We start from the raw sequence: 5,729 nt of genomic DNA, 5'->3' as shown, positions 1-5,729 counted from the left end.
GCACGACGTGCCGGCCGACCCCCGCGAACAAGCCAACCTCGCCAAACGCCACCCCGACATCCTCAACCAGCTCCGCACGCGCTGGCAGCAGATCAACGCCGGCCTGCTTCCCTACCCCACCACGCCCGGCTGAGAGGTGTCACCCGGAGTCGCTCCACCAGCGGTGCTCGCGCCGCGGAACCGGCCGCCGGGCCGGCTACCAGGCGTAAGCCTCGGGCGCCGGGCCGGGGCCGGGGAAGATCTCATCCAGGCGGGCCAGCTCGCTCGCGGCGAGGCGGAGGTCGAGGGCCTGCAGTGAGCGGTCGAGCTGGTCCAGCGTGCGCGGGCCGATGATCGGGCCGGTGACGCCGGGCTGGTGCAGCAGCCAGGCCAGGGCGACGTCGGCGGGAGGGCGGCCGATCTCGTCGCAGAACAGCTCGTAGGCCGCCACCCGCTCGCGGTTGGCGGCCAGCCGCTTGGCGGTGAGGTCCGATCCCGAGGCGCGTCCGGTGTGGCTCTTGCGCAGGATGCCGCCGAGGATGCCGCCGTACAGCGGGGACCAGGGGATCACGCCGAGGCCGTACTCGCGGGCGGCCGGCAGCACCTCCAGTTCCGCGGTGCGTTCGGCGAGGTTGTACAGCGACTGCTCGCTCACCAGACCGAGCGAGTGGCGTCGCCGGGCGGCCTCGCTGGCCTGGGCGATATGCCAGCCGGCGAAGTTGGAGGAGCCGACGTACAAGATCTTGCCCTGCTTCACCAGGACGTCCATGGCCTGCCAGAACTCCTCCCACGGCGTGTTCCTGTCGATGTGGTGAGCCTGGTAGAGATCGATGTGATCGGTACGCAGCCGCCGCAGGCTGTCCTCGACCTGCCTGCGGATGTGCAGCGCCGACAGGCCGCTTGTGTTCGGGCCCTTACCCATCGGCTCGTAGACCTTGGTGGCCAGGACGATGTCGTCGCGGCGCCCGGTCCTTTCCAGCCAGCGTCCGATGATCTGCTCGGTCCAGCCCTCACCCAGTCGCCAGCCGTAGATGTTCGCGGTGTCGAAGAAGTTGATGCCGAGGTCGAGAGCACGGTCCATGATCGCGTGGCTGGTGTCCTCGGAAGTGTCCGGCCCGAAGTTCATCGTGCCGAGCACGAGCCGGGAGACCTGCAGGCCGGTGCGGCCCAGATACGTGTACTGCATGGAAGCGACGCTAAAGTTTCACATCGGTTGGAACGTCAAGCTGATATAGGACAGATCACATGCTCATCGGCGAGCTGGCGCGCCGCAGCTCGGTCAGCACCCGGCTGCTGCGCTACTACGAGGACCAGGGTCTGCTCACCTCCGTCCGGCTGGCCAACGGTTACCGCGACTACGCCGACGACGCCCCCATGATCGTCGCGCAGGTCCGCGGCCTGCTCGCCGCGGGGCTGTCCACCGAGGTCATCCGCGAGTTGCTGCCGTGCGCGGCGGGCAAGCAGCCGCGGCTGACCAGCTGCCCGGATCTGGTCGGCATCCTGCGGGAGACCCTCCGGGACATCGACGAACGCATGGAGGTCTTGGACCGTAATCGTCAGGCGCTGATCCGCTACCTCGATGCCGCCGAGGCCGACCAGGTCCAGCTCTCCACCGCCACCTCCCGAGGTGGCAGGCGCCGCCGCACAACGCCCGTACGGTGGAAACGAGGCAGGCAGCTCCGCGTCTGATCCGGTCGCCTGCACCCCGATTGGCTCTCCGTGGTCACCGACCTGGTCATCATGGGTGTCGCCCCGGTCGCGATCGGAAACGCCCTGCGGCTGCACGGGGAACGCGCCGCGCAGGCGGCGCGACTCGACCACGCCGAGGCCGGGCGCGCCCTGGCCGAGGATCGCGCGGCACTCGCCCGCGACGTGCACGACAGCGTCGGCCACCACCTCACCGCGATCCGCATGCAGGCCACCGCCACCCGCCGGGCCCTGCACAACCAGGCGCAGGCCACCGACCGAGGCCAGGTGGATGCGGCGGATCGGGCCTTGGGCATCATCGCCGAGCTCTCCGCGACCGCGCTGCGAGAGGTACGCGCCCTGCTCGACTCCCTGCGGGAGCCGCCTGCCAGGCCGGTGCTCGAAGGGATCGAGGAACTGGCCGGGCGGCTGTCCACGCCGCATCTGCCGATCTCCGTCCACCGCGCCGGGCCCGCCGTCCCGCTGCCGCTCACCGTGGCCCGGACGATCTACCGCGTGGCGCAGGAAGCACGCACCAACGCCGCACGCCATTCCGGAGCCGGCCATGTGAAGGTACACCTGCTGCGCGACCGCGCCGTGGTGACGATCCGGTCACCGACGACGGCCACGGCCGCGCCGGAGCGGACGGGCATGGCATCAGGGGCATGCGCGAACGCGTGCACCAGCACGGCGGCGCCTTCACGGCGGGACCGCGACAAGATCGCGGATGGCGGGTGGAGGCGGTCCTGCCGATCCGGCAGGTCCCTGGACAGGGAGCGGCGTGGCCATTCGCGTGTTGATCGCCGATGACCAGCCCGCCGTACGCGACGCCTTGCGCGTGACGCTGCACGCCGAGCCCGGCATCGAGGTGGTCGGTGAGGCGGCCGACGGGGCCGAGGCCGTGCACCAGGCGCTGTGGCGACGCCCCGACGTGGCCGTGCTGGACGTGCGCATGCCGTACGTCGACGGCCTGTCCGCGATCCGGCAACTGGCCGCCATGACCAGCCCGCCTCGCGCTGACGACGTTCGACACCGACGAGTACCTCTTCGGCGCGCTCCGGTCAGGGGCTTCGGGGTTCCTGCTCAAGGACAGCGATCCCGAACTGCTCCTGGAGGCGGTGCGGGCGTTGCACCGCGGACACGGGCTGGTCGACCCTCAGGTCACCGCCCGGCTGATCCACCGCTTCGCGACGCTGTCGCCCGCCTCCGACACCGACGCCCGGCAACGGCTCACTCCTCGCGAACTGGAGGTGCTTCGGCATTTGGCTCGCGGGCTGAGCAACGCGGAGATGGCCGCCGCCCTGACCGTCGAGGAGGGCACGGTCAAGAACCACGTCGCGAGTCTCCTTCGCAAGCTCGGGCTACCCACCCGGGTTCGCGCCGTCATCTATGCCTACGAACACGGTTTGGCCCCGTACCACTGAAGCGTGCCCTGTCAATCTTCGAGAGCCGTCAGAAGATCCTGGACGGCACCAAGGTTCACCTGATCGCCGGAGACTTCGCAGTTTCGCGGCGAGCACCTTCAGCGCCCGGGATGCCGTCGATTCGACCGTTCCGGTCACCGGCCGACAGGGCATCTGTCTTCGGCCACCAGCCGCAGCGCTCCCACCCATTTTGTATTTCAGAATACAGAACGTGGTAGCGTTCGCTCATGGTCAGACCGCGAACCTTCGACGAGAGCACAGTTCTCGAAGCCGCAGCGGCGCAGTTCCGCGTGCACGGCTACGCCGACACCTCGACCGAGCAGCTCTGCGAGGCGGCCGACGTGCGACGCAGCAGCCTGTACAACGCGTTCACGTCCAAGGACGAGCTGTTCGTGCGAGCACTCGAGCACTACGCATCCACCATGCGAGCAATCCAGGAGTCCATCCTCACCGACGTCTCGCTCAGCGGCGCCGACCGGATCCGGAAGCTGATCGACGCGATCGTCGAGGAGGAGCGGGTCGCGCGCGCCGAGGGGCATGCCGCCGGTTGCATGGGCGTGCACACCCTGATGAACCCCGACCTGCGGGCACGCAATGAGCGCATCGCACGGATTCTCGAGCGGGACCTCCAAAAGCGCCTCGGCCTGCTGGAGGAGACCATCCGGGCCGGCCGCGCCGACGGGAGCATGCCCGGCGGCCCTGACGCCGGCGAGGGCGCACTCCTGGTCAACACCCTCATCTCCGGTATCCGCGTGACGGCCCAGACCGGAGTCACCCCCGACGTCCTGCACCGGATCGCCCTCGACGGGCTTCGTTCCCTGCTGGGCTGAGCGAAGAGCGGACGGTTCCGCCTCTTACGCTGCCCAAGTTTTGGATTTTAGAATACAGAAAGGCATCGCTTCATGAAACGGCCCCTCTTCTGGCTGATGCTCACCCTTCTCATCGTCGCCATGAGCGAACTGCAGACGATGGGCATGCTGCCGGAAATGGCACGCAGTCTCAGCGCCTCCACAGCCACGATCGGCACGCTGATCTCCATCTACGCCTTCGGCATGGCCATCGGCGGCCCGCTCATCATCATGGGCCTGCGCCTGGTGCCGCCCAAGGGCGCGCTGCTGGGCGTTGTCACCGCGTACGCGGTGCTCGAAGCCTGCGTGCCCCTGGTGCACAACTATTGGTGGATCGCCGCGCTTCGCCTGCTGACCGGGAGCCTGGGCGGCGCCGTGTTCGGACTCACCCTGACCATGGCCGCCCGCCTGGCCCCCAGTCCCGACCGCATCGCCTCGTCGATCTCCGTCGTGCTGAACGGCCTTATGTTCGGCGCCGTCCTGGGCCTGCCCATCAGCCACGCCATCGCCACCACCTGGAATTGGCAGGCGAGCTTCCTCGCCCTCGGCGGCGCCGGCCTGATCATCGCCCTGCTCGACCTGCGCACCCTGCCCGCACTGCCCGCCGTCTCCGCGCAAACCTCCGCCGACGACCTGCGGCAGCTCCGCTCACCACGGCTGTGGAGCCGCTACCTGGTCAGCCTGCTCACCATCGGAGCCACCTACGGCGCCTTCTCCTACTTCACCCCCCTCCTGGAGCAGGACGCCGGCTTCTCACCCAGCACCACCACCCTGATCCTCTTCGGCTACGGCCTGTGCACCGTCCTGGGCAACACCGTGGTGGGCCGCTACGCCGACCGCCACGCGGTGACCCTGCTGCGGATCGGCCACCTGGCCCTGACCGGCTCCCTGGTGGTCCTCGCCCTGCTCGCCCACCTGCCCTGGGCAGCCCTGCCCGGCGTGCTCATGGTCGGCCTCGTCGGCGTCACGATGAACCCCGCACTCGTGGCCCGCGTCGTCGAGGTCGCCGGAGCCGGCGGACTGGTCAACACCGTCCACACGTCCGTCATCACCCTGGGCGTCGTGGCCGGCAGCGCCATCGGCGGCCTCGCCATCAGCGCCACCGCAGAGGCCACCACCGCCGCCGCCATGTGGACCGGCGCCGCCCTCGCCATCCTCGCGACCTGCGTCCTCAGCGCGCAAACCCTCAGCTCCGAACGTGCCCACCCCCAGCCGGTACGAGACTGACCTGGCACACCCGCCCGAGCCGCACAGGCTGCGCATCTTGGTCTCCTGACACGGCTTCAGCCGCGCGACCGTCTTACGACCGGTCAGTGTCTTGCTGTGGGGCGGGGACGTGGAAGTCCAGCAACGTGCGTGTGGCTGGAGCGTCTCCGCTGCTGACTGCCTCGGCCTGTTGAGACGCTTCCAACGTCCCCGTGATTCCCGAGTTATCTTGGGTTCTTAACCTCTTCCCGCAGGTCAAGGCCGATGATCTTTTAAGGCACGTAAGGCATGTAGCGCGCATGGAAGCGAGCGACCGTGGGCGAAGCGGGGTTGGTGATCAGCGCTTGCGGTGCCGGGGGCGGGGTCATGCTCGGTGGTAAGGCGAGCGGAGGTCGCTTGGCCGGGGTTTGCCGAGTGCTGGTGGTGGCTCTTGGCCTGTAGTTCGGGCGCGATGCGTCCGGTTCGGCACCGCCGACCACGACCCGGTCGCGCTGCGGGACACGCTGGGGCTATCGGGGTGGCGGGGTCTTCGCGGCCGGCGAGGTGGGGCCGGTAGCCGGGCACAATCACGTGCACGGATTCACCG

6 protein-coding genes and 1 pseudogene are annotated in these 5,729 nt (G+C 69.2%); 6 read left to right on the top strand and 1 reads right to left on the bottom strand.

Annotation, left to right across the window (positions count from 1 at the left end; all coding sequences use genetic code 11):
• Window positions 1-196 precede the first annotated feature (196 nt).
• Entirely contained in the window at window positions 197-1,165 is a 969-nt protein-coding gene (locus ACBJ32_RS59200) for an aldo/keto reductase (RefSeq protein WP_375134375.1), read from the bottom strand.
• A gap of 59 nt (window positions 1,166-1,224) precedes the next feature.
• Between ACBJ32_RS59200 and ACBJ32_RS59195 the strand changes: the two genes are divergently transcribed.
• The 6 genes and pseudogenes from ACBJ32_RS59195 to ACBJ32_RS59170 all read left to right on the top strand — a co-directional run bounded on the left by ACBJ32_RS59195 (window position 1,225) and on the right by ACBJ32_RS59170 (window position 5,164).
• Window positions 1,225-1,668 carry a MerR family transcriptional regulator gene (locus tag ACBJ32_RS59195; RefSeq protein ID WP_375134374.1) on the top strand — a complete coding sequence of 148 codons (444 nt, stop codon included), beginning with the start codon at window positions 1,225-1,227 and terminating at the stop codon, window positions 1,666-1,668.
• Between the two features lie 30 nt (window positions 1,669-1,698).
• Window positions 1,699-2,475 carry a sensor histidine kinase gene (locus ACBJ32_RS59190; RefSeq protein WP_375134373.1) on the top strand — a complete coding sequence of 259 codons (777 nt, stop codon included), beginning with the start codon at window positions 1,699-1,701 and terminating at the stop codon, window positions 2,473-2,475.
• A pseudogene (locus ACBJ32_RS59185) lies at window positions 2,393-2,608 on the top strand (response regulator transcription factor); the annotation flags it as partial. The gene ACBJ32_RS59190 and the pseudogene ACBJ32_RS59185, both read left to right, overlap by 83 nt.
• Window positions 2,609-2,783: 175 nt before the next feature.
• On the top strand, window positions 2,784-3,089 hold the full coding sequence (locus ACBJ32_RS59180) for a response regulator transcription factor (protein ID WP_375134372.1): 306 nt from the start codon (window positions 2,784-2,786) through the stop codon (window positions 3,087-3,089).
• 227 nt (window positions 3,090-3,316) lie between these two features.
• On the top strand, window positions 3,317-3,919 hold the full coding sequence (locus ACBJ32_RS59175; protein ID WP_375134370.1) for a TetR/AcrR family transcriptional regulator: 603 nt from the start codon (window positions 3,317-3,319) through the stop codon (window positions 3,917-3,919).
• Window positions 3,920-3,991: 72 nt separating this feature from the next.
• Window positions 3,992-5,164 carry an MFS transporter gene (locus tag ACBJ32_RS59170; RefSeq protein WP_375134369.1) on the top strand — a complete coding sequence of 391 codons (1,173 nt, stop codon included), beginning with the start codon at window positions 3,992-3,994 and terminating at the stop codon, window positions 5,162-5,164.
• Window positions 5,165-5,729: the final 565 nt, after the last annotated feature.

It is taken from the genome of Nonomuraea sp. GTA35, from assembly GCF_041950525.1.
In the GTDB taxonomy this organism is placed as follows: Bacteria; Actinomycetota; Actinomycetes; order Streptosporangiales; family Streptosporangiaceae; genus Nonomuraea.
This window is presented reverse-complemented; position numbering and strand designations above follow the sequence as displayed.